The sequence below is a fragment of the Candidatus Binataceae bacterium genome (genome assembly GCA_036495685.1).
Taxonomy (GTDB): Bacteria; Desulfobacterota; Binatia; order Binatales; family Binataceae; genus JAFAHS01.
Genome location: DASXMJ010000087.1, coordinates 1 through 22,620, shown reverse-complemented (window position 1 = coordinate 22,620; position 22,620 = coordinate 1). Strand labels below are relative to the sequence as shown.

Sequence of the window (22,620 nt, the reverse complement as noted above, 5' to 3'; positions counted from 1 at the left end):
ATAAGCTTGCGTGCCACTGTATTTGGCCCTAACCTCGAACCCGGCTTAGGCAGGAGACTTTGGAATGGCAGTCAGCTTTCCCTCGACGGAATATTTCGAGGCGCTTAAGGAAAAGATGGCGGCGGATCAGGAGAGATTTCATCGCCTCGGCTTTATCGATACCACTTTCGGTGTACGGATCGGACACAACGGCAAGGCGCGCAACTTCATTCTGGAGTTCGAGGTCTTTGAGCTGAAGGATGCGCGTGAAGTCGAGGCGATCGATCCCAAGAAGGTTGATTTCACGATCGAGGGCGATACGGGCGTGTGGCGGGAGATGATCGAAAATATCCTTCGCAACGGCGAGGCGGACACCTCCCACGACATCAACACGCTCGCGCATTTCGGCGAACAACTTAAGGTTGTTTACGACGACCCCGACGGGCACGACAAGCTCTATCGGTTCATGGAATCAATTCAGAAGTTCTTCGACCTCTCGAGCAAGGTTGAAGTGCGATTCAACTAAGGCTCCTGGCACGGAGGCGCTGCTACGATGGCATACCTGGCGACACGTAACTTTCTTGAGGACAAGGACTTCGTCGACAAGTGGCTCTACACGATGCGGACTGGAGAGCTGGACCTTTCGTGGATGAATGCCAACACCGAAAAAGTCAAACCGCATGAGGCGAATCCACGGCGCGGGTTGACCTATCGCGATCTGGATATCGGCAGCTACGGATTTACCAACGTGCCGGAGAAGGTGCGGACCAATCGTTCGTACGCGCCACGCGGCGCGGAGATAACCGAGGGCCTTCCCGACGCGCAGCCGTGGGTGTCGCGCAAGAGTGAGGTCTGGGCGTTCAACACCGAGAGCTACTACGAGGAAGCGGTTACCCGGCAATGGAACGTCACCACCGACATTCCGTGGGAGCGTCTGGAGGGCGTCGAGTTGCCGGAGACGACCGGCAAAGCGTTGTCGCAGCTGATGACCTTCCTCACCGAAGTAGAAATGATCGCGACCGACACGCCTGCGATGTGGCTGCCGCGCCTCAATCCCGACTTTGTCGAGGTCAAGGCCTTCATTGCATCGCAAGCGATGGATGAGGCGCGCCATACCGAGGCGTTTCGCAAGCGCGCGTTGACGACGGGATGGGGCCTGATGAAGGCCAGCCCGATGAACGAGATGGCGCTCAAGCACCTGCGCGACGCGGATTCGTTCAGCGAAATGTCGGTCGCGCTGCACCTGGTGGCGGAAGGCAACGTGCTCACCCTGTTTCGCTTCAGCGAATTTCTGTCACCGACCGATGTCGACAAGCGAATCTTCCGGCTGGTGATGCAGGACGAGGCGCGCCACGTGGGCTACGGGATGCAGCATTTCAAATATGTGCTCGAGAACTTCCCGGAAAAGCGCGACGTGGTGCATGCGCACCTCGATGAAGCCGAGAACATCTCGTTTGCGGGTGCCGCCGCGACCGAATTGACCGAGTCGTTCATCATACTTGCCGGCGGAGGACTCAAGCGGGAGAACATCGAGGAAGGGATCAAGGTGACGACGCGGTTCAATCTCAAGCAGATGGAAGAGCATTTCGAGCGGCTGGAGAAGTGCGGAATGCCGGAGCGCAAAGACCGCTCCAAGCTTTACCAGATGTTCGAGGTGGGCAAGGCTGCCGCGGAAGCGGCTGGAATCAGGCTCAACTAGGGACGCGTCATGGCATTTTACGCCGACAAAGATTACACCCAGGACGAAGCCAGCCTCGAAGCGGCCAACCAGGTGATGCAAGGCAACCTGGGACTCCACTGGTATGACGCCAAAACCGAGAAGATCAAAGGCAGGCCTGCCGACCTGCGGCGCGGGCTCACCTACCGGGATCTCGATATCGGCGAGTACGGCTATTCGCGCATTCCGGAGCACGTGCGCAACAGCCAATCGATGGTCGCCCGCGGCAGTGAAAAATGGGGCAAGCTGCCCGACATGGGCTACGTCGTCAATCGGAAATCGGACGTATGGTCCGACAACGTCACCGAACTGTACGAAGAGGACAAGGCGCGGCGCTGGACCCCGGCGGTAGACGTCCCCTGGGGTCAGCTCGACACACATCCTCTCGCGGCGGAACTCGAAGCCTCCTGCGCGCAGCTCCACACCTTCTTGCAGGAGTGTGCGCTTATCTCACTCGACTTTTCTGCACGCTGGGTTCCGCTCATAAACCAGGACTTCATCGAGCAAAAGAGCTGGATGTGTGCGCAGATGCTGGTCTGGGCGCGGCTCAACGAAGCCTTCCGCAAGCGCGCACTGTATGGCGGGGCGGGATTGAAGCGCGCCAGCGCGAGCGCGGAGCAGGGGCTCAAAGAGTGGTTGTTTGCGGAAACATTTCCGCGGGGCTCGGTCGCGGTCAACCTGTCGCTCGGCGGCTTTCTTCTCACGCTGTGCCGCCAGGTGGCCACGTTTGCGCCGAGCAAAGTCGACCGCGTGCTGATGGGTTACGCGATTCAGGACACCGCCCGGCAGACCGCGTATGGACTCGGGCAGCTGCGATACTTTCTAAAGCATCGCCCCAACGACAGCGCCGCCATGCACGAATACGTCGACGAGACCGAGCACGTCATGCTCGGGCTGATCGGCAGCCCGGAATTGCTCGAACCGCTGATCATCATCGCGGGCGGGGGCCTCGAGAAGGAACAAGTGAAGGCAGGCCGCATCGCGACCTCGAAATTCATTCGCCTGGTAGCCCGCGAATATTTCGAACGTCTGGAGGCAGCGGGACTCGAAGGCAGATCAAAGCGCAGTCGCATTCCCTCGGTCATCGGTCGAATCGAAGTGGGCACGTAAGCGCATTAGTTGCGCCGCCGCGACGAGCGTCTAACTTCTTACATCTGCATCGGACGCATTGGCGTTTTTCAGCGGCGGCCTTGGGTTTCCGCCTCGAGGCGATCCGGGCCAGAAACGCCTGACCGGGAGGGTCCATCAAGAACGCTCTTTTCGTTCTCGAGGTACGTTACCCACCCCCCTCGGGCAGGTAGCCGCATTTGCTCGGCGGAATGCGACCGCGAATGGAGGCCAAGTGTGGGATCCGTGGGCGCACATTCGTCGCGCACTTAAGCAACGCGATGTTCAGTCGCCTCGCTCTTTTTCAGGCGAAGGAGCGGCGGGTATGACCGGCTTATTTTCTCGTTGCCTTGCACCCGGTATGCTTGGCGCATGCCGGACAATCAGGACTCCTCATCGGCCACCGCGCGGGCCGCGTTGGATGGTTCCGATCCTGGGGGCGAGTCGGCTTCGGACGAACCTGACCAACCAGACGGCGCGGTGGCGGTGGGGACCGACGCCGCGGCAGGTTCCTCCCGGCCAAGCTTCCTGCGCCAGCTGATTCCGCAGACCGCTACCTTTCGTTTCCTGAGTTACGTTCGGCCCCACCTGTGGCTGGTCGCGGGCGGCTCAGTGATGGGGGTCCTCAAATTCGGACTGCCGCTCGCCTTCCCGCTCGCTTTCAAATACGTCTTCGACGTTCTACTGGTGCCACAGCCGCACATGGAGCGGGTGAACCGGCTCATCGATCGATGGAGCGTCGCGCTTGCGGCGATCATGCACCTGGGTTCGGGACCCACTGCGAAGCTCGAAGCCCTGACCGCCGGGCTGTTTGTTCTCTTTATGTTTCAGGCGGTTGCTACTTACTACCGCAACTACTGGGCGAGTATGGCTGGGCATCGCCTCATCTTCGATCTGCGTTATGCGCTGTTCGTCCATATGCAACGTCTGTCGCATTCGTTCTTCGATCGGAACGCATCGGGCGGCATCGTATCGCGCTTCGTGAGTGACATTCAGCTTGCGCAGAACTTCGTCGGATCGGCGATGATCAATATCTGGATGGACGGGATCTCATTGGGCCTGGTCATCTGGCTGTTGTTTGTGCTCGATGCCCGGCTGGCGTGGATCTCTTTGATCGTCGTGCCGTTCTACGTGGCGGTTATTCGAGTTCTCTCACCGCGAATCAAGGAGGCAAGTCACGAGCTGCAGGAAGTGGTCGAGGAATTTTCCGGCGAGTTGCAGGAACGAGTGGCAGGCGTGGCGACGGTCAAATCATTCGCGCGCGAGGCGGAAGAGGCGAGGCGCTTTCACAAGCGCACCACCGAGCTCTACGACCTGACCATCACCAGCGTGAAGCTTGCCTCGACGCATCAGATGTTCAGCGAATTCATCACCCGGGCGGCCCCGCTGATCGTTATCTGGGCGGGCGCGATCTTCATCTTGCGGGGCAAGATGGCGATCGGAACCATGGTCGCCTTCTACGCCTACCTGGGTGCGCTGTATCTGCCCCTGCAACGGTTCTCGGAACTCTCGGTGATCGTCGCTAATTCGCTAGCAGCGATCGAGAGAATCTTCAATTTCTTCGATGAGACGCCCGAGGTACTCGATGCTCCGGGCGCGCGGCCTATGATCGTGCGTCGCGGGGACGTCGCGATCGAAAACCTGGACTTTGCATACCAGGTCTCGGGCGAAACTGCGCTGCGCACGGTCTTGCACGACGTCTGCCTGCGAGTATCGGCTGGAACGACTGTAGCGCTGGTTGGGCGATCGGGTGCTGGCAAGACCACGCTGGCGAGTCTGATTCCGCGGTTTTACGAGCCTAGCGTGGGACGAATCCTGATTGACGGCGAAAATATCGGTTCGGTCACGCTCAAGTCGCTGCGCGATTCGATCGGAATTGTGCCGCAGGATGCAGTTCTCTTCAGCGCGTCGATTCGCGAGAACGTCCAATATGGACGTCCCGGCGCCTCAGATGCGGAAATCTGGCGGGCTCTGGAGCAGGCCAATATTCGCGAGTTTGTCCAGTCGCTCCCCGAGCGTCTGGATACAATAATCGGTGAGGGTGCTCTTCGCCCCTCGACCGGACAGCGCCAGCGCCTCGCCCTGGCCCGGGTCTTCCTGAAGAATCCGCCCATTCTTATCCTCGATGAAGCGACCTCAGGTCTCGATTCAGAAGTCGAGAATCTGATTCACGACGCGGTGCGGCGCCTGATGAGGGGGCGAACGTCTTTCCTCATCGCGCATCGCCTGGCTAGCGCGGTCGAGGCCGACCTGATCGTCGTGCTTGACCAGGGACGCGTGGTTGAGAGCGGTACGCATGCAGAGTTGCTTGCGCGACGGGGCGTGTATGCTCAGCTTTACGGCGAACAAACGCGAAAGCTGATCGCGGTCGAAGACCGAATCGCGCGTCGTCCGGGCTCGCTAGCCGCCGTCGGCTCCCACTAAACCAACTCTAAGGCGCGCGGCCGGTCCCCGGTGGCGCGCCGTCGATGGCACTAGATGCAGTGAGTTTCCACCAATGCTGGTCTCGGCCCCACATGTAGGGGCGAACCACCAGTAATCTTGCGGGAGCGCGCACTCTCATGAATGCATGTCATCCCACCTCGATTCTCCGGGCGCCACCCGAGAGCATAACCAGAGAAGAGCAAAACCCTAGTTCACGGGGCGTATGGATAGAAGGCGAAGAACAGCCCGGACAGGGCCGCGAGCGCCCACAGTGCCAAGGGGACCTCAGCAGAGCGGCCCCCCACAAGCTTGAAGATCGGATAGAGCACCAGCCCAGCGGTGATCCCCACTCCGATGTTGTAGGTGAAGCTGATCAACGCGATTACCGCGAAGGCCGGAATCGACTCGGTCGGGTCATCGAAGTCGATCTTCGCGATCGGCGCCATCATCATAGAGCCTATGATCACCAGCGCGGGGCCATATGCGGCCGGGGGTATCGCGGTTACGAGCGGCGCGAAGAACAGCGCCAGGATAAAAAGCGCGGCGATGAAAACGGCAGTCAAACCGGTCCGTCCTCCCGCTTGTACTCCCGCCGCCGATTCGATGAACGCACCGGAAGTCGTGGTTCCGGCTAGCGCCGCAAATACGGTGGCCAACGCATCGCAGAGCATGGGCGGTGCGATTCGCGGCAGGTTGCCGCGCTCGTCCAGAAATCCCGCGCGCGAGGAGACAGCGATCAAGGAGCCCATCGTGTCGATCAACGCCATGACAAAAATTGAAAGCAGAACGCCGAAGAACCGGAAATTCAGCACCGCCGAGAGATCGGCCTTGAACATAATCGGAGCGGGATTCGGAGGAGTTCCGATCCACGCTCCGGGTCCGGGGGCTATGCCACTGACGAACGCCACGATCGGCCGCAAGAATTCCCAGCAGGATGGCCCCGGGAACCCGGCGCAGGGTCAAAACCGCGATTGCGAGAAAACTGAAAATCGCAATCAGCACGACCGGGGAAGCGAGGTTGCCGATTCTGACCGGAGCACCCGGCACGCCGATCCGCACGATTCCGGCTTCGTTCAATCCGACGAAGGTGAGGAACAATCCGATGCCGGCCGCGAAGCTGTGGGTCAGTCCCGGCGGGAGAGCGTCGATCATCCATTGCCAAATCCGCGCGACCGTCAGCAGGGTGAAGATCATACCCGCAAACAATACCGCTCCCAGCGCAACCTCCCAGCGATAACCCATCACCCGCACGACGGTGTAAGCGAAAAATGCGTTCTCGCCCATGTAGGGAGCGATCGCGAAGGGGCGGTTCGCGTAAAGCCCCATCGCGAGTGAGCCGAACACCGCGGTTGCGATAGTGGCGACCATGGAGGGGTCAACCGGAATGCCGGCGGCGTGCAGAATCGCGGGATTGACCGCGATAATGTAAGCCATCGTGACGAAGGTGGTGACGCCGGCCAGTGCCTCGCGCCGAATGGTGGTGTCATGCGCATCGAGTTCGAAATAGTTAGCGATCCATGCCCGCATCTCCGCCACCATTTACGGCCAAGGTTGAGCACTTCTTTTGCCAGTCGGCTAGGGCACTCTTATGCCGATATGCACGAAAAGAACGGATTGCGTTATAACCTCCTGGGTCGGTTTAATCGAGCCTAGAGACAGGGAAAGCCATGCCGAAGAAGAACCCACCGCAGAAGTCTTCAGAGCAGAACAAGAACCAGGTCTTCACCTTGACCGTCGATATTGGCGGCACCGGAATCAAAGCGGAGACGTTGGCCCCCAACGGCAAGCCGATCAACGAGCGCTTACGAATTCCGACCCCGAAAAGCGCAACGCCCCGCAACGTGATTGCCGCTATCCGGAAGCTGGCCAGTCAAAGCGCGAAGTTCTCGCGGGTCTCCGCGGGGTTTCCGGGAGTGGTCAAGGATGGCGTGGTCTACAGCGCTGCCAATCTGGGCAAGGGCTGGAACGGTTTCGATCTAGCAGGGGCGCTAAAAAAACAGCTCGGACACCCGGCGCGCGTCGCGAACGACGCTGACGTGCAGGGACTGGGCAGCGTCACCGGCAAGGGAATCGAGCTGGTTCTCACCTTGGGAACCGGCGTGGGATCGGTAATTTTCGTTGATGGTCACCGGATCCATCTGGAAGTCGGCCATCATCCATTTCACAAAGGCAAGACTTATGAAGACGAGCTGGGGGCGCGCGCCCTGAAGAAAAAAGGCAAGAAGAAGTGGAACAAGATGCTGGTCGAGGCGATCGAGGACACGCAGCGGATGTTCAACTATGACCGACTGTATCTGGGAGGGGGTAACACCAAATACATCAAGATCAAATTGCCAAGCAATGTGAGCACCGTTAGCAACGTTAACGGGCTGCTCGGCGGCATCAAGCTGTGGGAAGAGAAGAGCCGAACCGTGCAGCCGAAGCCCCGACCACAAGGTAGCTCTTCCTAGGCGGCACCGGATCGTTCCAGACTCGCCGAACTCTCGAGACCTTCGTTGGCCGGAGTGCCACTCAGCGCGGCGCCGAGTTGTTCGCTGCAGATACGCAGGAAAGCGCGATGAATCGAGGTCAGCCGCATTGCCGCCGAGTATGCGACCACCCAGGTGCGCCAGAGGCCCGAGTCGCCTACGTTAAGTGCTGCCAGCCCTTTTTCCATCGAAATTATTGCCCAGCGTGGCGCGACCGTGAGTCCCAATCCAGCACGAGCAAGCGCAATTGCCAGTTCTAGGCTGTCGGTTTCCAGCCTGATACGCGGGAACACGCCGGACTCGAGCATGAATGCGCTCCACACCGCGTACTCGGTGTTGGGGTTGGGGGGCAGGATCATTGCCTGCGATTGGAGGTCGTGCGCGCGCAGTCGTGAGAGGCGGCTGAGGGGATTCTGCTCGCCCGCGATGACGACCACTTCGTCGCGGCCGGCCTCCGCGGCTGCGATTGCTTTGTGGCGTACCGGAGCCAACGTTAATGCGAAATCGACATCTCTGCGGGTGAGTCTTTCGATGGCGTTCGCCTGACCAAGCGTGATGATGGAGAGATCCGTCGCGGGGAATCGCGTGTGAAACGCGGTTGCCACTCGGGGCATCAACGTCCGGCACACGCTGGCCGGGGCGCCAACTCTCAGACGTCCTCCGCCGTTGCTCGAGCGCTCGGCGATCAGGCTGCGCGCTTGGTCCAGATTTTCAAGAATGCGGTGCGAACTCTGCCGCAGGATTTCGCCCGCCGGGGTCAGACCCACGAGCTTGTTGGAACGCATGACCAGTTCGGCGCCCAATTCGCGTTCAAGGACCCGAATCTGTTGGCTGACGGCTGATTGGGTGAGCCCCAGCAGCTTGCCTGCAGCGGTAAAGCTCCGTTCATCGGCCAACGCGAGGAAAGTCTTCAACAGCTTGATGTCCAGATTCCTGCCCCGCTTAGAGATTTCAGGCTCATCACGATCCTCCTCAGATGCCCGTACAACGAGCACCCGCTATGGCACTTGCCCGTCCTTGCGGCAGTTGTGCCTAGGAGATTCCGTACGGCCCGTTCACGGATACGCTTCCGCAAGAAACGGGCCGTCCAGAGCCGTCCGAGAGGCCGCACAATTTTCAGGAGGGCGGGCCCAAGGACCCGTCTTATTATTTGGTCGGCAACTCTCTTACGTAGTCCATCTCGATAGGTTGATGATTGATTCCGCGCGGGGGCGGGGCGATCCAGCTTGCAAATTTGCCGGGCTGGAGGACCGGAGTCATAAGGAAGCCGATAAACTCCCTCTCCGCGGGGGTCGGGAGCCATTGCCCCTCGCGCGCACGCCATTCGGTCTCGGATACAGGGAGTCCCTCAGGCGTGACGTATAGTCCCTTGAACTCGCCGATCGCGCGACGGAATCCACGATGCGGCAGAGTCAGACGAAAGTCTATTCCTGAATCCTCGATGTTCTTGTTCCAGCGCACCAATGCCCGCCAGCAATCTGCAATGTACGCGTCGCGCAGGCTCTCGTTGAGCGCGGTCAGGGCGGGCTCCTCGCTCTCGATAATCGCTCCTGCATGGGCCCTGAGGACGCGATGAGTCGATTCGGTCAGGCGGTGATCGTCGTTGCGTTCGGACTCCTTGAAGCGGCCTTTTAAACCCGTGCTGAAGTAGTTGGCGGCGTTGGTTGACAACTCAGAACCAAACAGGTCCAGCGAAACGGAAAAATGAAAATTCAGATATTTCTGGATGATCGCGAGATCTATGCCGCCATAGTCGCCGATGCGGTCGGTGCGATGTTCCCTCATGAGCTGGCAGGAGCGGGCGATGATGCGCCCGATTCCGGTTTCGCCGACGAAAAGGTGGTGCGCCTCCTCGGTGAGCATGAAGCGACAGGTGCGTGATAACGGGTCGAATCCAGACTCCGCGAGGCTCGCGAGCTGAAATTTCCCGTCACGGTCGGTGAAATGCGTGAACATGAAAAAGGAGAGCCAGTCGGGGGTACGCTCATTGAAAGCACCAAGAATTCGCGGATTGTCGGCGCTTCCTGAACGCCGCTCAAGCAGCGCTTCAGCCTCTTCGCGTCCGTCGCGCCCAAAGTAGGCCTGCAGCAAATAAACCATCGCCCAGAGGTGGCGCCCCTCCTCGACATTCACCTGGAACAGGTTGCGAAGGTCATAGAGGGAGGGACAGGTTCGGCCCAGGTGACGCTGCTGCTCCACCGATGCCGGTTCCGTGTCGCCCTGGGTGACGATCAGGCGGCGCAGTACCCCGCGATGCTCGCCGGGAACCTCCTGCCACACCGGCTCGCCTCGCTGCTCGCCAAAGCCGATCTTGCGATCGGCCACCGGTTCAGCGAGAAAAATTCCCCAGCGATACTCGGGCATCTTGAGATAGTCGAAGGTGGCCCAGCCTTTGGCGTCTACGGAAGTTGCGGTACGCAAATAGACGTCCGCGGTCTGGAATCCGGACGGACCCATTTGGTTCCACCACTCGAGGAATTTGGGCTGCCAATTCTCCAGCGCGCGCTGAAGCCGGCGGTCGGCGGACAGACCGACGTTGTTGGGTATTCGTTCGTCGTAGTTGATCGACATCACACTCTCCGCGGGTCGAATTCGGGACGGCGTCCGGTTCCGTACAGCTTGAGCGCGCCTTTCTCGCCGACCGCATTGGGGCGCTGAAAGATCCAATTTTGCCACGCTGACAGCCGGGCGAAAATTTTTGACTCGATGGTTTCGGGCCCGCCAAACCGCAGGGATGCTTCCATGCCGGTGAGTGCGTCGCCCGAGAACGCGGCGCGTTCCTCGATCGCGAGGCGCACCTCGTCGTCCCAATCCAAATCGTCAGGTGCGAAGCCTATCAGGCCCAGCGCCTGGGCGGTTTCCGCATCGATTTGCTCGCCCAGTCGCGCGCGCAGGTTCCGGTACTTGTCGGGTTCGTGCAAGAAACGGCTTTCCAACCGCGACAGCCCATTGCACATCGGAAGTCGGCCGAAATTCAGGTCGCTCAAAACGATGCATGCCGGCGGCGCCTCATCACCGTCGCGCACGCCCCGCAGCATGTACGCGCGATCGGCCGCGAGCGCGAGTTCCAACAGTGATCCCGCAAAGCATGAACCGGGCTCGAGCAACGCGAAGATCGAGCGAGCGCTTACGTCAACGCGTTTCAGCGTGCGCTTCAGGTAGAGAATGATCTCGCGTACCAGCCAGTCTTCGGCGTTGGCTGATAGGAAGGCGTCGTAGGACGCGACCAGAGCGGAATCGCCCTCGGTCCGAAACACCCAGGTTCGGAGCGCTTCTTCATTGAAGCGGAGATGCAAAATCGCATCATCGAGTTCGCGTGCGATCGCCAACGGCCAGAAGTCGCATCCGAGCGCAGTGGGACTCTTGACCGCTTCGGCCGGACCCTGGATCAAAAGGGTCACGCATGCGCGGTCGCGATCCAACTCGATTTTCAGATGATCATAGGTAATGGTGCGATCGTCGACGGTCCGACGAAGCGGGGTGAGGATGATGCCTGTAGCATTCGCCGGACGGTTTGAGTTGGCAGCGAAATGTAGCGCTTTCTGGTTGGCGGTTTCGGTGAGTTGAGTCCTGGGTACCACCTCGTCCACCAGGCGCCAGTCGACCGCGCGCTTTCCTTTGACGCCCTCTTCGGTAGTGCAAAAGAAATCTGCCAGGTCGCGCCGCACTCCGCGTTTATCGACCAGGCGGGTGAGCCCACCGGTCCCGGGAAGCACGGCGAGCAGCGCCACTTCCGGAAGAGAGACACTGGTGGAACCGTCATCGGCCATCATTATGTACTCCGTGGCGAGCGCGAGCTCGTAGCCGCCGCCTGCGCACGGACCCCCGATCGCTGTCATATAGAACTGGCCAGAGTTCCGGGTCGCGTCCTCGATGCTGTTGCGGGTTTCATTCGTGAACTTGCAGAAATTGACTTTGAACGGATGACTCGCCAAGCCGAGCATCTTGATGTTTGCACCCGCGCAGAAAATGCGTTCCTTGGCCGAGCACAAGATCACGCTGCGGACTTCGGGATGCTCAAAGCGCAGCCGCTGGGTAGCGTCATAGAGCTCGATGTCCACACCCAAGTCATAGGAATTGAGCTTGAGTTCATAGCCCTCGGCGAGGCCGCGATTTTCGTCCACGTCCATGGCGAGGACCGCCACCTGACCCGCAAAGGTCATTTTCCAATGGCGATATCTTGCCGGCTCGGTGCGAAAATCGATCATCGAAAGCTGGTGGCGTTGTATGTATTATAATGCATATCTAGACTCCGAGAAGCAAACCTCCAGCAGTTGCTTCTAAAGAGAGATTGGGGCTTCGTTTTTGCGGCCACGGGCAACTTCGGACCGGGCTCGCCCGGTTGGTGACGCGACCTCGGCATATCATGGCACTCGCTGCTTAGGCAGCGCCTGGTCAACGTGGGCTCGAGTGAGATTAATCAATTCCGTGAGCGACTGCCGCGCGGTTTTGCCGCGGGTCTGCAGGCGTGCATCGGCCCTGCCATAAAGCGGATGGCGTTGAGCTAGGATCCGGCGCATGTCGGCCAAAGCCTCGGTGTCGCCGCTAACCGCGACTCGCTGGTCGCCCTGCCGAATTACCCGGTCCCAGTGCTCCTCGGGAGAGGCCTCAATCCAAATTGCGAAAAACGAATCCAGCAAACGTCCGAACGTCGCCGGCTCGGAGACGAGGCCGCCGCCGGTTGCCAGAACTATCTTTGGCGGCATATGAACGATGCGTTCGAGCGCGCGGCGTTCGTAGCGCCGGTAGGCGGCCTGGCCCCACAAATCGAAGATTTCGGCCACGCGAACTCCGGCTTCGGCTTCGATTTCGCGACTCATCTCCAGGAAGCGCCAGCCCAGGTGTTTGGCAAGCGCGGCGCCAAGCGTGCTCTTTCCGGCGCCCCTCAGACCGATGAGCGCGATGCGTTCGGCGCGGCCGCTCCGATCTCCGAAGCGCTGCGTCAGCAGTGCGGACGCCTGGGAGAGCTCCGCGGGCTTGAGGCGCCGCAAGCGTTCCACCAGCAGACTGTACGCGACCGGGTGCGGTGGCTCGTCGCTCACCAGCTCCGCGACCGGCACATCGATCGCTTTGGCCAAGCGGCGCAGCAGGACAATCGAAAAATTCCCAAGCCCGCTCTCCAGCTGTGCGAGGTAACGCTCCGAAATTCCGGAGTCGTGCGCCAGCATGCGCCGCGTCATGCCGTGCCTTGCACGCGCATCACGGACTTTGCGACCCAGGGTCGCAAGGTACTGCGAGGACGAGCTTGTGGGATCCGCTCCGCCCTCGGCAGGCACCTCCGGAGCTTTTGAGGTACGCGCCACGATATGCATTATATTGCAGCCCTACACGATATTCCATAGTGCCGCCCTCGAGCCGACTCGTGGATTCCCGCCGCCCCAGGCGCGCGCGACGATGGCCAAGGCGTTTCCAAAGAATTACCTCGCCGATCCTCATGATTCTGGTACGCGTGGCGCTATTCGTGCCCTCCCATGAGGTACGCCGGACGAGAGGAGCCAATTCGGTTGCGAAGGTGGCGGGGCAGCCTCGTGAACACAACTCCGTCCGAAAGACGTAACCGTCTCCCGAACATCGGTAAGGAAAGTCGGTCGCAGGACGATTAATCATTTAATAACTTTCTCCTAGTCAACAATTCAAAGAACTGCGGCGCTTCGCGGAGCGCGCTGTGATTTGATCGGTGTGCGAACTGTAATCGAGGTGACGGGTCGGGGGCACTGATGGAGCAGCGTCGCGATGGATCGGTTGCTTGGTCATAGGCGGCCGGATTCCGCGGAAACTTCCGCCAGCCCTCTGCCATTGCCCAAACCACCAACCCGCGAATACCGCTCCATCTGGATTTCCGACTTTCATCTGGGAACCGCGCGCTGCAAAGCGCAAGCCCTGCTCGAATTTCTCCGCGGCCATCGCGCCGAAAATCTGTTCCTGGTTGGCGACATCATCGACGGGTGGAACATGGGTCCCGGGTGGTGCTGGACGCCCGATCAGACCGCGGTGGTCGAGGAAATCTGGTCGTGGCGACGGCGCGGTACCCGGATCGTCATTATTCCCGGAAATCATGATGAACATGACGGCGAGCTGGTCCGGATGCTTTTCGGCGCGGTCGAATGTCATCCGTTTTTCTTGCATCGCACCGCCGACAACCGCCGCATGTTGGTGATTCACGGCCATCAGTTCGACAGTCCGATTCACGGTAATCGCTGGTTTTCGGTGGTGGGCAGTATCGGCTACTCGAACGCGCTCAAAATAAATCTTTGGTATAACCGCAACGTCATACATTCCAATCCCGAGAGCGGTTCGAAGCTTGGAGTACTTCGCCGCCGGCTCAAACTCGCGGTTCATCAGCTGGTCGATTTTCCCGACGCGCGCGTGACGCACGGTGCGCGGCAACATCGGGCGGATGGTGTCATCTGTGGGCATACCCATCGCCCCGACCAACGCATGATTGGACCGATTCTCTACCTGAACGACGGCGATTGGGTGCAGAGCCGGACGGCGCTGATCGAGGAGCGGGGCGGCGAGTTGAATTTGCTGCGTTGGTCCGCGCAAACCCACAGTGTCTCAAAGGGGATGGGATGATGGGTCGGTTTCTTACACTTCCTCCGCCATGGGAGCCGCGGCCCCGCATTGACCTCATTTTCTTCAACGCGGGCGGAGGCCATCGGGCATCGGCCGCCGGCCTCAAGTCGATACTCGAGCAGCAGCAGCGCCCGTGGGACGTTCAAACGATAAATCTGCGCGAAGTTCTGGAGCCTATCGATTTCATTCGCAAGGTAACCCGCGTCCGCGTGGAGGAGTTTTACAATCGGATGCTTCGCTACGGACTGACCATCGGAACCGGCCCCATGCTGCGGGTAGTCCAGTCGCTGATTCGGCGCATGCATGTGCAGGCGACTGCTATGCTGCAACGCTACTGGATCGACAATCCGCCGGACCTGGTGGTTTCAGTGATCCCGAATTTCAACCGCGAAATTTTTGAAGGCCTGCGCTCTGCCGACGAGGCGCTCGGTCGCCCGCCGACCCCGGTCGTGACCATCCTCACTGACCTGGCCGATTACCCGCCGCATTTCTGGATAGAGAGGCAGGAGCAGTACCTGATTTGCGGGACCGAGGCCGCCATGAACCAGGCGCTCGCGATGGGCCATCCGAAGGATCGGGTATTTCGCACTTCCGGAATGATCGTGCGGCCTGAGTTCTACAATCGCGCACCCGTGCCCCGCGCCGGGGAGCGTGTGCGCTTGGGATTACATCCGGACCTGCCGACCGGTCTGGTGATGTTCGGTGGTTACGGGTCGCGACAGATGCTGACCGTTGCCCGGCGGGTGGCGGCGGCAGGACTGAAAACCCAGCTCATCTTCATGTGTGGGCACAATCGGCAACTGAGTGAGCGCGTCGCCGAGCTAAAGTTGCCGTTCCCATTTCGGATCGAGAGGTTCTGCGACGACATTCCCCGGTTCATGCAGCTTGCGGACTACTTTGTCGGCAAGCCCGGACCCGGCAGTATCAGCGAAGCGCTGGTCATGGGACTGCCGGTGGTCGTTGAGCGCAACTCCTGGACGATGGTCCAGGAGCGCTTCAACACCGACTGGATCGTGGAAAACCAGCTCGGGGTGGTCCTCCACTCGTTTGCCGAGGTCGCGGCCGGAATTCTTCCGATGCTCGACCCCGATCGGCTCGCCTCGTTCCGCGAGCATGTGCGCGCGATCAACAATCGCGCGATATTCGAAATTCCCGAAATCCTTGCGCGTTTGCTCGCGAGCCGGGTGCCGCAACATTCCCCGGCGCGATTCGGGGCACGCCCAGACTCACTTAGCGCATACTAAGGGCTGATGTGTGCCGACCGGGTGCGAAGACCGATGGAGCCCGAGGTTCAGGGTCCCGATTGGATCATCTTTTTTTGCTCTGACCAGACAGGTTCACGGTGCGTCTGGGCGAATGGCCTTTCAGTCCTCGGAGCTTGCCACTCCTGCGCCGCTATCGTCGGTCGGCTCCTCCCCCGCTGCGGCGCGCCCGAGGAACTGCACACGGGTGGCGAGGATTTCGGTGCGCTTGCCCTTGCGGCCGTCTCCGCCGGCGATCTCGAAAGACCGGGTCTGCAAGCGGCCCTCCACGTACACCTGCCGTCCCTTCTGGAGGTATTGGTGGCAGTTCTCAGCGAGCTTGCCGAATACCACAACCCTGTGCCACTCAACCGCGGTGTGCCGCTTTTGCCCCTGCGGGTCGGCATAGAAGTCGCTAGTTGCGACCGAGAGGTTTGCTACTGCCCGTCCGCTTTGCAGGTAACGAAGCTCCGGATTAGCGCCCAGGTTTCCGATTACCATCACTCGATTCAACGACATATCAGTACTCCTTCGACTTAGAGTTCTTCACAGCTAATTCAGGCGCTCGGCGCGTAGACCAAGGCCGCTGTCGCCATGGTGGTTGCGGCCAGGTTGGAAATTGCCTTTGCGGCGGTGCGTTCCCCGTAGGCGACCTGTCGTCGGATACCGCCTTTTTTGGACAAGTCGCGTGCCCCGCAGATTTCGACGGCGATCTCCGTGGCCGAGACGCCATGCCTGGCCGCGTAGCTGGCCCACGCCATGTCAGCGCGGTGGAGATCACCCCGGTAGCGGGGATGTTGATGAAAATCGGCCAGAGTCCGCTGGGTGTGCCGATCGGAGGACGAGCACAAGCGCACTTGCGCGAGCTGCACAAGGCGTGCTTGTTCGACCATCCGCTCCACTTCGACCTGGAACCGGCACGCCTTAGCAAACGCCACTCCCGAGGACTCGCGCAGCTGTACGACAGGCTGCAGGCCGCTGGGCAAGCGCCGATTCGGTTTCTGATTGATGAACCCTGCCAAGCGTCCGAAATGACGCCAGTCAGCGCTCGACGGATCACCCTGGAAGCGTGCCGCAAGTTCGCGTGCGGCGACGGTGCTCAACTCGCGATTCGGGAACACGCGCGCATGTTTCAACCAGGCCTGAAAGTTTCTTGGCGAAGTCTCCACCACCAGCGTCGGTGCGAAGCCGCCGCGTTTCATGGAGTTGAGCGCGCTGCTGCTCAGGTCGTCGACCAGTGTCAGTCGCGACAGACCATGGGGGCGCACGAAGATGTGCGCCCGGCGGGTGTTCTCCCGTCGTAGCCACGCGAATCTTGCACGAATTTGGGGGGCGGTCAGCGATTCATACAACAGCATCACCCCGTGTGCACGCAGTACTCCGAGGTCAAAACGAGCGCAGCCCATGGCTGCCAGCTGGCGCAGCGCAGTAGCACGCGCGCTTCGAAGGGTGCTCGAATGAGGAGTGGCTGTCTCCAGATGCATATATGCAGATTTGATAGCAGAAAATGAAGCGCCCTGCAAGCGCCGAGCGCCTGCGAGCGGTGCGCGCCCATGTACGGAGCTTGTACCAGGCTAAATTTCAGAAGATTTAGCAGGTATAGGTGAAGCTCGACGTGGGCCGGTGAAGACTATGAGATCAAAACTACCCTTGGTGCTGATGGTCGTATGGCTCGTGGCCGGTTGCGCGACGCAACCACAGTATCAGCAGCCGCTTCCACAGGATGAGCAGGCGCTCTATATGAACGATACCTATGAGAATCTGAATAAGAGCCTGGAGGCCGAGATTAAGAGTGACCAGGTCCAGGTCAAGCAGTTCAAGAATCGCATCGAGGTGACCATGGCTGACGAAATCCTTTTTCCGGAGGGGGGATGGGAGGTCGGCGCGCACGGGATAGACGCGCTCAACAAGGTTTCCCCGTCCTTGCAAGGCCTCAACGGAAAACGGGTCGTAGTTCAGGGCTTTACTGACAGCCTGCCGGTTGCCGCCACCCTCCGTGCCCGCTTTCCGACCAACTGGGAGCTTTCCGCGAATCGGGCAACAAACGTTGTCCGCCATTTGCAGACCCTGGGTGTCGATCCCTCGACTCTGGTGGCGGAGGCTTTTGGCCAATACCATCCGATAGCCTCAAACGAAACACCCGAGGGAAGGCGCAAAAATCGGCGTATCAATATCGTGATAGAAGATTCCGACCTTTAGTGAGGGGCCGCTCGTCACTTCACCGAGCTGGAGGAGCGATCTGCGTTTTGGTCGCTCCTCCCTTGAGCCGCGACGATGAAAAGTCCACGCGTTGCTTGGACGTCAGACCCGCGCCAGTTTGACTGGCCGACTTAATGAGTTGCGCTACGCCTGGAGGACGAGTTGCGCCAACAGATCTAACGCTGACTGGGCAAAAACCTGCATGTTGGCGGCGCGATCAGACTGGTTGGTTTTGACCGACCGTGCTCCATGCTGTGGCCCTACTACGGCGATGCAGGAGGTGCCGGCCGGATCGCCATAACGGCTTCCAGTGGGTCCGCTGGCGCCGATCTCGGCGACCGCCCAAGTCGTTGAAAGGCGCTCCCGGATTGCATTGGCAAGAAGAGTTGCGGTCGATTCGGTCAGGCCGCGCATTTGCGCGAACTGATCGTCGCGCAGCGCGAGTAACTCCTTGAGCGATTTTCTCGTGTAAAACACGGCCCCGCCGATGAAGTAAGCCGAAGCACCCGGGACACTCAACAGAGAGGCGGCGATGAGTCCGCCGGAGGATGACTCCGCGACAGCGACGGTTTCGCCACGTTGTTTGAGCGCCTCGCCGACTTTCTCGGCGGCTGGGAGCGAGATCTGCATTTTATAGAGTGACCCCGGTTTGAAGCTTCCCTAGGGAAATCAGGACTGGGTTGGACATATCAGGTTGGGGCCTCGGGAACTAGCATTGCTTTTTCGTCCGCGTGGCAAAGTGCCTGTGGGCGGCCAATCATTGAGATAGCCAGGTCAGACAGTTTGCGATGCAATGATATTGGCGAACCTGATCAGCGCTGCATTTGCAAGGGCGATAGTTCACAAACGCCGAGGAAACCACCCACTGGTTTTGAGTAAGAGGACCGGGACTGCACTACGCGGCCGGCGCGTAGTACAGCCCACAGTCGCATCTCAAAGTCAAAAAATGATCGAATACCGGGAGCCCTGGTTCGTCCGGGCGCGGAATTTGCGGGAGCGGTGATTGCTTCTGCGAAGCCACATCACCGCTCCCATTTTGGTGCCGCTTCATCGAAGGGCGGCCGAGACCAGTTATGGCTACTCCATCTTGGAAGATGACGAACTGGAGACCGCAAGCTCGTTGTTCACGCTCTTGACGCCTTTCGTACCTTCCGCGAGCTCCTGGGCGCGCGTAGCGGTCGACGGCGATGAGACGTTGCCCTTCAAGGTTACGACACCGGCAGTGGTTGACACATGAATGTCCTGACCCTTGGTCGCCTCGTCCTTGTGCAGACTCTCCTTGACCTTGGCAGTTATGCTGGTGTCGTGAACTGCGGTGGCGGTGCCCTTGCCGGCATTCTCGGCCGCGTGCCAGGTTTCGGTGCCGGCGCTCTTCATCTCCTGGCCGGCCTCATGCATCGACTCACCGGCGCTTTGAGCAAATGCGGGAACTGTGAAAACGATGGCAAGAACCGCCGCCGGAACAATCGTTTTGATCAAGTTCATGGCTACCTCCTCGACCGTGGATTCCTGGCATGCATCATGCGGTCGCGATCTCGGGACGGGGCCGGTTAGCGAGCGCGACCATCGGAGCATGCGCGCGACGGGTTCGCGCAGAAGTTGTCACCCGCGACTGAGTGTTCGACAGCGAAGGACTCCGAACATCGAAGGTCCTCTGCAACGTCACGCTTCGGGGCGACGTGCCACGCCGGACTCGATGTAACTCGCGCTTCAAAGCATCGGGATTGATTCCGATGATTTCGCAGAGATTGCGAAAAGCAAAGATGCTGTACCGGCTTGGCGAGTTTATCCAGTCACGAGCGTCAGCAAACAACAGCCGGTTCATCGCGGTCTGGTCGCCATCCCGATATCCGAGGTAACATCGGATCGCGTCCTCGAGCACCGCCAACATTAGGTTTCGTTCCGGCTCGCTGACCCATCGGTTATTATAACATCGCTCTAACTCCGCGGATCCTGAGATACTGCGGGCCGCGAACGTTGAACCGGTAGATAGGCTCCATTCATCCATCACCATTGCCCCTTGCAATCGAAGTAAGGGGCAACGAGCAAACCCTATACCAGCGAAAACGCCTTCAAAATAAAGCGATTCGCTCCTGACTGATTTTGAGAGAATGAAAAATCTACACGGTAAGAGCGGCAACTGGTCCTACCGGGGCCCAAGGTAATCTTCAGCATTGAATTCAGGAAATCCAGGGCGCATGTTCCTTTTGGTCGAACTGACCCCTAGTGCCCAATCTGCCCGACGAGAAGTTGGGCCTTTTTGGTCAGGCTGTTAGCCGCCAGGTAGTCGTTTTTGGACAATGCTGTGCGTGCACTCACCAGAAGACCGGCAACCATGTCATACCGCTGGGCATCGGCTCCGCCGAGCTTGGTGCGGTCGATGTTCTTGACCTGGTTTGCAAGCTGGTCGATTTGTTTCTGAGATTGTTCTGAGCCCGCAGTCGACACCACCGAGGTCGCTAGAGACGGTTCGGCCGCGGGCGTTTCGGCTTCGCTTGGCATGGGTGTTGGCGAGACCACTACCCGAGGGGATTCCCTTGGTGTGGCGTGATGGGCGCTGCGGCGTATCTTGGTAGCGGCAACTGCTTTGGCTGCCGCTTTTGCCGCCTCGCCGGCCGCGGTGGACGCTTCTCCCGCCGCCTGGGCAGCTTCGGCGGCCTTCTTAGCTGCTTGTCGCGCTTTCTCTTCGGCTTCGTTGGCGGCGGCCGCGGCCGCTTCATTGCCTTCCGCGGCGGGCGTCGGCTCGGGTGTTGGAGTCGGGGTGGAGGTCGGGGTCGGGGTTTCGACGGGTGCAGGGGAGGGTGGCCTAGCGGGACGCCACCCGGTTCCGCAATCGGTTATCACGAGCGCCGCAAGGGCGGCGATCCCTACACAAACCAGCCAGCGTCTCGCAATCAAAGTCGCGGGCCCCGATTCAAACCGCGGTCGAAGAGACCTGTAGAGGCGCATCTGAAGCAAGTGGAAGCCGGATCCGACAGGTGGTTCCTTCGCCTACCCGAGAATCGATCTTAAGGACTCCGCGGTTGAGCTCGATCGCCCGTAGCGCCAGTGGGAGACCCAATCCGCTCCCGCCCTTCTTGGTCGTGAAGTACAGATTCAGGACCTGCTCAAGATTTTCTGGAGCGATTCCGATTCCGTGGTCGGCAATTTCGACCTCGACCATCGCGTCTTTTTCTGCCGTCGAGATGGTTATGCCGCCCCCTTCAGGCATTGCTTGCATCGCATTCTGAATCAGGTTGGTAAAAGCCTCGGCCAGCATCTCGCGGTCAGCCTCCACCGGGTGTTCAGCAGAGAATTGGAATGCGAAGCAAATGCGCTCACGCTTCATTCGGTTGGCGATTTCTGTCAGCAAATCATTTACCAGAAAACGGCTGAGCTTAAGCTCCTGCGGGCGCATGAATCGAAGCAGCGCTTCGACGGACTGATCGAGACGCTCGACCTCGCCGCGCAGGCGGTTGATATGCTTTTCGATGTCGTTGCCGCGCATGGCGTCTTCGCGCAGTAACTCCAGGCGCAGATTCATTCCATGCAGCGGACTGCGGAGTTGATGCGCGACTCCTGAGATCAGACCGCCCAGCCGCGCCAACCGGGTCGAGTGATCCACCACGCTCTCGAGTTCCTGTACCGCATTCATGTCGCGCAACAAGATAAGCAGGCCGACGGGCTTACGGGCGGCTCCGAGCCGGAAAAACGAAATCAGCATGGACCCGCCGTCTCTGTCTCCGTTGCCGCTGAGATTCATCGGCACGTCCTGCGCTTCGGAACCGGATTCCAGCGCCGCTTCGGCCATCGCTGCCAGGGGATGGTTTCTGCGCAGCAGGACCCCGAGCGGGCGGCCTCCGACTGCGGGGGTGTTATCCAATCCCAGAACAACTCTGGCTTCGCGGTTCGCGAACAACAACGAGCCGCCCGAGTCCACCAGCACGACACCGTCGTGGATCGAGCGAACTATATCGAAGACATTGCTGCGTCCAGTCTCCCATTGATTGTGTTCAGAGTGTACTTCGCGCGAGAGACGGTTGAATCGTTCGGCCAATCCGCTGAGTTCGTCTTGCTGAGCTGGCGGAGGGGGAAGACTTTCGGTCACCCGCGCGCTCCATGAAACGGCAGGAAACGGCCACATCTCCTGGAACAAAAGTCTTCGCAACGAAGCGGTAGCCAGCAGCGTGAGGATAACGTCGGCGATTACGATCAGGGCGAATGCCAGTCCCAGCCGCTCCAGTCGATCTGCGAGCAAAGAAAGGGTAACGCCGATATAGATGGTACCAAAAGGTTTGCCATCGACGTCGAAGGGACGCGCGGTCGCGTAGAGGTCGTTTCCTGAAGCGGCCGCGAGTAAGGCGAATGGCCACCACCGCGAAGCCTTTTGCACTAGCTCTTCGATCGAGGGCAGGTGCGGCTGGAACTGCCCCTCGCTGCCATCACCCGCGGCAACCAGAATCTTGCCATTTGCATCTGTGATGCGCGCGATTACTACCGCGGGACCGAACGCCTGCATTGAGCCGAGCAACTCGCGCAAGGCATCGTCGTGCTGCAATACCGTCACCGCGTCTCCCTTCCCGTGTTCGAGCCCCAGCCGGACCTGCTCGTAGACCTGGCGTGTCATGAGGTCGCTTGATTCAACGACCTCATCGATGACGGTCTTGAGGGTGTAGGCCAGCGTGACCACGCCAATTGCGATGATTGGAATGATCTGGAGAAATAAAAAGGCGACCGTGAATCGTGCTCGCGGACGCATCAGCAAATATCAGGCGAAGCCGCGCTGAGATTCCCCGCTCTCTGTTTCAAGATGTTCAGTGCTCTTCGTAGCGCTCCAAGCGATTATAGAGAGTCTTGGGCGCCACGCCTAGAATTTCGGCGGCCCGGGTCTTGTTGCCCCCGGCGTACTCGATGGTGCGGATGATGAGCT

The 22,620-nt window shown here is 59.9% G+C and carries 20 protein-coding genes; 9 read left to right on the top strand and 11 right to left on the bottom strand.

The genetic code is table 11. From position 1 onward, the window contains the following. The first annotated feature begins 64 nt into the window (after window positions 1-64). The 4 genes from VGI36_09280 to VGI36_09265 all read left to right on the top strand — a co-directional run bounded on the left by VGI36_09280 (window position 65) and on the right by VGI36_09265 (window position 5,227). Complete coding sequence (locus VGI36_09280; protein HEY2485330.1) at window positions 65-505, top strand: hypothetical protein; 441 nt, start codon at window positions 65-67, stop codon at window positions 503-505. Between the two features lie 27 nt (window positions 506-532). Then, the gene (locus VGI36_09275; GenBank protein HEY2485329.1) at window positions 533-1,678 is read left to right on the top strand and encodes a hypothetical protein; all 1,146 of its coding nucleotides are present in this window, start codon (window positions 533-535) and stop codon (window positions 1,676-1,678) included. 9 nt (window positions 1,679-1,687) lie between these two features. Beyond that, window positions 1,688-2,806 (top strand): hypothetical protein, encoded by a 1,119-nt coding sequence (locus tag VGI36_09270; protein ID HEY2485328.1) that lies wholly within the window; start codon window positions 1,688-1,690, stop codon window positions 2,804-2,806. A gap of 369 nt (window positions 2,807-3,175) precedes the next feature. Further along, the gene (locus tag VGI36_09265; protein ID HEY2485327.1) at window positions 3,176-5,227 is read left to right on the top strand and encodes an ABC transporter ATP-binding protein; all 2,052 of its coding nucleotides are present in this window, start codon (window positions 3,176-3,178) and stop codon (window positions 5,225-5,227) included. 212 nt (window positions 5,228-5,439) lie between these two features. Here the strand turns inward: VGI36_09265 and VGI36_09260 are convergent, their stop codons facing one another. Beyond that, window positions 5,440-6,135 (bottom strand): NCS2 family permease, encoded by a 696-nt coding sequence (locus VGI36_09260; protein ID HEY2485326.1) that lies wholly within the window; start codon window positions 6,133-6,135, stop codon window positions 5,440-5,442. Between the two features lie 26 nt (window positions 6,136-6,161). Here VGI36_09260 and VGI36_09255 point away from each other — a divergent pair, with 26 nt between their 5' ends. Both VGI36_09255 and VGI36_09250 read left to right on the top strand, forming a co-directional pair. Next, window positions 6,162-6,464 (top strand): hypothetical protein, encoded by a 303-nt coding sequence (locus VGI36_09255; GenBank protein ID HEY2485325.1) that lies wholly within the window; start codon window positions 6,162-6,164, stop codon window positions 6,462-6,464. A gap of 430 nt (window positions 6,465-6,894) precedes the next feature. Continuing rightward, window positions 6,895-7,677 carry an ROK family protein gene (locus tag VGI36_09250; protein ID HEY2485324.1) on the top strand — a complete coding sequence of 261 codons (783 nt, stop codon included), beginning with the start codon at window positions 6,895-6,897 and terminating at the stop codon, window positions 7,675-7,677. Here VGI36_09250 and VGI36_09245 read toward each other — a convergent pair. The 4 genes from VGI36_09245 to VGI36_09230 form a co-directional block, all read right to left on the bottom strand. Next, window positions 7,674-8,609 (bottom strand): LysR family transcriptional regulator, encoded by a 936-nt coding sequence (locus VGI36_09245; GenBank protein ID HEY2485323.1) that lies wholly within the window; start codon window positions 8,607-8,609, stop codon window positions 7,674-7,676. The two genes, VGI36_09250 and VGI36_09245, sit on opposite strands and share 4 nt — an antisense overlap. 232 nt (window positions 8,610-8,841) lie before the next feature. Continuing rightward, complete coding sequence (gene boxB, locus VGI36_09240) at window positions 8,842-10,266, bottom strand: benzoyl-CoA 2,3-epoxidase subunit BoxB (protein HEY2485322.1); 1,425 nt, start codon at window positions 10,264-10,266, stop codon at window positions 8,842-8,844. Next, complete coding sequence (gene boxC / locus VGI36_09235) at window positions 10,266-11,903, bottom strand: 2,3-epoxybenzoyl-CoA dihydrolase (GenBank protein HEY2485321.1); 1,638 nt, start codon at window positions 11,901-11,903, stop codon at window positions 10,266-10,268. Before boxC ends, boxB begins: the two co-directional genes overlap by 1 nt. Before the next feature lie 156 nt (window positions 11,904-12,059). Further along, window positions 12,060-12,998, bottom strand: a complete 939-nt coding sequence (locus VGI36_09230) for a helix-turn-helix transcriptional regulator (GenBank protein HEY2485320.1) — start codon at window positions 12,996-12,998, stop codon at window positions 12,060-12,062. Between the two features lie 430 nt (window positions 12,999-13,428). On the opposite strand from VGI36_09230, the gene VGI36_09225 reads away from it, so the two are divergent. Continuing rightward, entirely contained in the window at window positions 13,429-14,271 is an 843-nt protein-coding gene (locus tag VGI36_09225) for a UDP-2,3-diacylglucosamine diphosphatase (protein HEY2485319.1), read from the top strand. Beyond that, window positions 14,271-15,515, top strand: a complete 1,245-nt coding sequence (locus VGI36_09220) for a glycosyltransferase (protein ID HEY2485318.1) — start codon at window positions 14,271-14,273, stop codon at window positions 15,513-15,515. Before VGI36_09225 ends, VGI36_09220 begins: the two co-directional genes overlap by 1 nt. A gap of 120 nt (window positions 15,516-15,635) precedes the next feature. On the opposite strand, the gene VGI36_09215 is transcribed toward VGI36_09220, so the two are convergent. Both VGI36_09215 and VGI36_09210 read right to left on the bottom strand, forming a co-directional pair. After that, the gene (locus tag VGI36_09215) at window positions 15,636-16,031 is read right to left on the bottom strand and encodes a single-stranded DNA-binding protein (GenBank protein ID HEY2485317.1); all 396 of its coding nucleotides are present in this window, start codon (window positions 16,029-16,031) and stop codon (window positions 15,636-15,638) included. A gap of 38 nt (window positions 16,032-16,069) precedes the next feature. After that, window positions 16,070-16,918 carry a DNA-primase RepB domain-containing protein gene (locus VGI36_09210; protein HEY2485316.1) on the bottom strand — a complete coding sequence of 283 codons (849 nt, stop codon included), beginning with the start codon at window positions 16,916-16,918 and terminating at the stop codon, window positions 16,070-16,072. A gap of 226 nt (window positions 16,919-17,144) precedes the next feature. Here VGI36_09210 and VGI36_09205 point away from each other — a divergent pair, with 226 nt between their 5' ends. Beyond that, window positions 17,145-17,711: an OmpA family protein gene (locus VGI36_09205; GenBank protein HEY2485315.1), complete on the top strand. Its 567-nt coding sequence runs from the start codon at window positions 17,145-17,147 to the stop codon at window positions 17,709-17,711. 144 nt (window positions 17,712-17,855) lie between these two features. Here the strand turns inward: VGI36_09205 and VGI36_09200 are convergent, their stop codons facing one another. The 4 genes from VGI36_09200 to VGI36_09185 all read right to left on the bottom strand — a co-directional run bounded on the left by VGI36_09200 (window position 17,856) and on the right by VGI36_09185 (window position 22,449). Then, window positions 17,856-18,341: a CinA family protein gene (locus VGI36_09200; protein ID HEY2485314.1), complete on the bottom strand. Its 486-nt coding sequence runs from the start codon at window positions 18,339-18,341 to the stop codon at window positions 17,856-17,858. Between the two features lie 447 nt (window positions 18,342-18,788). After that, a complete protein-coding gene (locus VGI36_09195; GenBank protein ID HEY2485313.1) occupies window positions 18,789-19,196 on the bottom strand; it encodes a BON domain-containing protein in 408 nt (135 codons plus the stop codon). A 738-nt stretch (window positions 19,197-19,934) separates the two neighbouring features. Next, complete coding sequence (locus VGI36_09190; protein ID HEY2485312.1) at window positions 19,935-20,609, bottom strand: hypothetical protein; 675 nt, start codon at window positions 20,607-20,609, stop codon at window positions 19,935-19,937. A gap of 16 nt (window positions 20,610-20,625) precedes the next feature. Further along, window positions 20,626-22,449, bottom strand: a complete 1,824-nt coding sequence (locus tag VGI36_09185; protein ID HEY2485311.1) for an ATP-binding protein — start codon at window positions 22,447-22,449, stop codon at window positions 20,626-20,628. Window positions 22,450-22,620 lie beyond the last annotated feature (171 nt).